This window comes from uncultured Rhodoblastus sp. (assembly GCF_903903185.1).
Lineage (GTDB): Bacteria > Pseudomonadota > Alphaproteobacteria > Rhizobiales > Beijerinckiaceae > Rhodoblastus.
Window position 1 is genome coordinate 1 of the sequence record NZ_CAIUXT010000216.1, and the last position, 4,340, is coordinate 4,340.

The 4,340-nt window shown below is 64.5% G+C and carries 2 protein-coding genes; both read right to left on the reverse strand.

The annotated features are described in order from the left end of the window. The coding region (locus QZY01_RS18940; protein WP_294540299.1) for a glutamate synthase subunit beta at nt 1-1,141 on the reverse strand (1,141 nt) is incomplete at its 3' end. Nucleotide 1,142: 1 nt separating this feature from the next. Next, nucleotides 1,143-4,340 (reverse strand): glutamate synthase large subunit (gene gltB / locus QZY01_RS18945; protein ID WP_294540302.1); only part of this gene is annotated, 3,198 nt, incomplete at its 5' end.

Sequence of the window (4,340 nt, forward strand, 5' to 3'; positions counted from 1 at the left end):
CGGGGATTTCCTGCATCCTGTCATCGACGCGCACGCAGCGCAGCGCCTTGACCGCGCCATTGTCGCCCAGAATTTCGCGGGTCATCACCGCGAATTCGCGCTCCGCGCCTTCCTGATGCGACGACGAGGTACGCAATTTGAGCGGCCAGTAGGGCCAGGTCGTCAGCTTGTCTTCGAGCGCCGGCGGTTCGGGCATGATTTCGAGCTGCGCCACCGACAGCGCGCCCTGGCGCACCGACGTGCCGATACAATCGGAGCCGGTGTCGCCGCCGCCGATCACCACCACATGCTTGCCGGCGGCGAGGATCGGTTCATGGGCGGTGAAATTCTCGCGCGAGACGCGGCGGTTCTGCTGCGGCAAAAAGTCCATCGCGAAATGCACGCCGGCGAGGTCGCGTCCGGGAACCGGCAGGTCGCGGGGCTTTTCCGAACCGCCGGTCAGGATCACGGCGTCATGGCCGGCGACGATTTCCGCGCCCGAGACATCGACCCCGACATTGACGCCATAATGGAAGACGACGCCTTCCGCCTCCATTTGGGCGACGCGGCGGTCGATCAGCGCCTTTTCCATCTTGAAGTCGGGAATGCCATAGCGCAGCAAGCCGCCGGCCTTGGCGTTGCGCTCGTAGACATGGACCTCGTGGCCGGCGCGGGCCAATTGCTGGGCGCCCGCCAGACCGGCCGGGCCGGAGCCGATCACCGCGACTTTCTTGCCCGATTGCGTCGTCGGCGGCTCGGGGCGTATCCAGCCGTTCTCCCAGGCGCGATCGACAATCGCGCATTCGATGGTCTTGATCGTCACCGGCGTGTCTTCGAGATTGAGCGTGCAGGACGCCTCGCAGGGCGCCGGGCAGATGCGGCCGGTGAATTCGGGGAAATTATTGGTCGAATGGAGGTTGCGGGAAGCATTTTCCCAGTCGCCGCGATAGACCAGATCGTTCCAGTCGGGAATCTGGTTATTGACCGGGCAGCCGTTATGGCAGAACGGAATGCCGCAATTCATGCAGCGCGCCGCCTGATCGCGGGTCGCCTCTTCCGACAGCGGAATGACGAATTCATGGTAATGGCGGATGCGGTCGGCGGCAGGCTTGTATTTGCGATCCTGCCGGTCGATTTCGAGGAACCCCGTCACCTTTCCCATGTCATTCCCCTGCGGCGGCCACGGGCCGCTGTTCGGTCTGCGTCATCAGCTCCGCCAGGGCGCGGCGATATTCGACCGGCATGACCTTGCGGAACTTCGGCTTGTAGTGTTCCCAGTCGGCGAGAATTTCCCGGGCGCGCGACGAGCAGGTGTACTTCAAGTGATTTTCGATCAGCTGGCGCAGGCGTTCGGCGTCGAACCGCGTCATGTCGGTCATGATATCGACGCGGCCATGGCCGGCGAGATCGCCGCCCTGGTGGTTGATGCGCTGGTTGAGGTCTTCCTCCTCCTCCACCGGCTCCAGATCGACCATGGCCATGTTGCAGCGGGCCTGGAAATCCGCGTCGTCGTCGAGCACATAGGCGATGCCGCCCGACATGCCGGCCGCGAAATTGCGGCCGGTCTTGCCGAGCACGACGACAATGCCGCCGGTCATATATTCGCAGCCATGGTCGCCGACGCCCTCGACCACCGCGATGGCCCCGGAATTACGCACGGCGAAGCGCTCGCCGGCGACGCCGCGGAAATAGACCTCGCCGGAAATCGCGCCATAGAGCACGGTGTTGCCGACGATGATCGAATTTTCCGGCACGATCTGCGTGGCCTCGCGCGGCGGGTAGATGACGATGCGCCCGCCCGAAAGGCCCTTGCCGACATAGTCGTTGGCCTCGCCTTCGAGTTCGAGCGTCACGCCATGGGCCAGCCAGGCGCCAAAACTCTGGCCGGCGGTGCCCCTGGCGCGCACATGGATCGTGTCGTCGGGAAGGCCGGCGTGGCCGTAGAGTCGGGCGATTTCGCCCGACAGCATGGCGCCGAAGGTGCGGTTGACGCTGCGGATCGCCGTTTCCAGCCGCACCGGCGCGCCGCGCTCGAGCGCCGCGCCCGACCGCGCGATCATTTCGCGGTCGAGGGTCTTGTCGAGCGCATGATCCTGCAACTCGGAATGATAGATGGTCTGGCCGTCGAGCGGCTGCGGCTTGTGGAACAATCTGGCGAAGTCGAGCCCGTTGGCCTTCCAGTGCGAGATCGCCTTTTCGCGGTCGAGCATCTGCATCTGGCCGACCATTTCGTCCACGGTGCGAAAGCCGAGCTTGGCCATATATTCGCGCGCTTCCTCGGCGACGAAGAAGAAGAAATTGATGACATGCTCGGGCAGGCCGACGAAGCGCTTGCGCAGCACCGGGTCCTGCGTCGCCACGCCGACGGGGCAGGTGTTGAGATGGCACTTGCGCATCATGATGCAGCCCGCCGCGATCAGGGGCGCGGTGGCGAAGCCGAATTCGTCGGCCCCGAGCAGCGCGCCGACGACGACGTCGCGGCCGGTGCGCAAGCCGCCATCGACCTGCACGGCGATGCGCGAGCGCAAGCGATTCAGCACCAGCGTCTGATGGGTTTCGGCGAGGCCGATTTCCCACGGCGAGCCGGCGTGCTTGATCGAGGTCAGCGGCGAAGCGCCGGTGCCGCCTTCAAAACCCGAAATGGTGACATGATCGGCGCGGCCCTTGGAGACGCCGGCGGCGACCGTGCCGACGCCGACTTCCGACACCAGCTTGACCGAGACTTGCGCGCGCGGATTGACGTTTTTCAGGTCGTAGATGAGCTGCGCCAGATCCTCGATCGAATAGATGTCGTGATGCGGCGGCGGCGAAATCAGGCCGACGCCCTGCGTCGAATGCCGGACCTTGGCGACGACGGCGTCCACCTTGTGGCCGGGCAATTGCCCGCCCTCGCCGGGCTTGGCGCCTTGCGCCATCTTGATCTGCATCATGTCGGAGTTGACGAGATATTCCGTGGTCACGCCAAAGCGGCCCGAAGCCACCTGCTTGATCGCCGAGCGCATCGAATCGCCATTGGGCAGGGGTTTGAAACGGTCGGGCTCCTCGCCGCCCTCGCCGGTGTTCGACTTGCCGCCGATCCGGTTCATGGCGATGGCCATGGTCGTATGCGCCTCGCGCGAAATCGAGCCGAACGACATCGCGCCGGTGGCGAAACGCTTGACGATTTCCTTCGCCGGCTCGACCTCTTCGAGCGGAACCGGCTGGCGCCCGTCTTCGGAAGCGTCCTTGAGGCGGAACAGGCCGCGAATGGTCAAAAGCCGCTCGGACTGGTCGTTGAGCAATTTGGCGTAGGCGCGGTATTTTTCGAGGGAATTGCCGCGCACCGCATGTTGCAGCAGCGCCACCGTATCCGGCGTCCAGTTATGCGCTTCGCCGCGCAGGCGGAAGGCGTAATCGCCGCCGACGTCGAGCGCGTCGCGATAGATCGGCGCGTCGCCGAAAGCGGTGCGATGGCGCTCCACCGTCTCGCGCGCGATCTCGTCGAGCCCGACGCCCTCGATCGGCGTCGCGGTGCCGGTGAAATAGGCGTCGACCAATTCCTTCGACAGGCCGATGGCGTCGAAAATCTGCGCGCCGCAATAGGATTGATAGGTCGAAATGCCCATTTTCGACATGACCTTGAGCAGGCCCTTGTCGATCGACTTGATATAGCGCTTGACCGCCTCGGCGCCGTCCACTTCGGGAGGGAATTCATCGGCCATGCCGGCGAGGGTCTCGAAGGCGAGATAGGGATTGATCGCCTCGGCGCCATAGCCCGCGAGCAGCGCGAAATGATGCACTTCGCGCGCGTCGCCGGTCTCGACCACGAGGCCGACGGAGGTGCGCAGGCCCTTGCGGATCAGGTGGTGATGCACGGCGGCGGTGGCGAGCAGCGACGGAATCGGGATTCGGTCCGGGCCGACCATGCGATCCGACAGCACGATGATGTTGTAGCCGCCCACGACCGCCTGTTCGGCGCGGTCGCACAGCCGATCGATCATGAACTTCATGCCGTGGTCGGAGAGTTCGACGGGATAGGTGATGTCGAGCGTCTTGGTGTCGAAGGCGTCCTCGACATGGCCGATGGAGCGAATCTTTTCGAGGTCCGCATTGGTGAGGATCGGCTGCCGGACTTCCAGGCGCTTCTTCTCGGCGGTTCCCTTGTGATCAAGGATGTTGGGGCGCGGGCCGATGAAGGAGACCAGCGACATCACCAATTCCTCGCGGATCGGGTCGATCGGCGGGTTGGTGACCTGTGCGAAATTCTGCTTGAAATAGGTGTAGAGCAGCTTCGACTTGGACGACAGCGGCGAGATCGGGGTGTCCGCGCCCATCGAGCCGATCGCCTCCTGCCCGGTGACGGCCATCGGCGCCATCAAGAA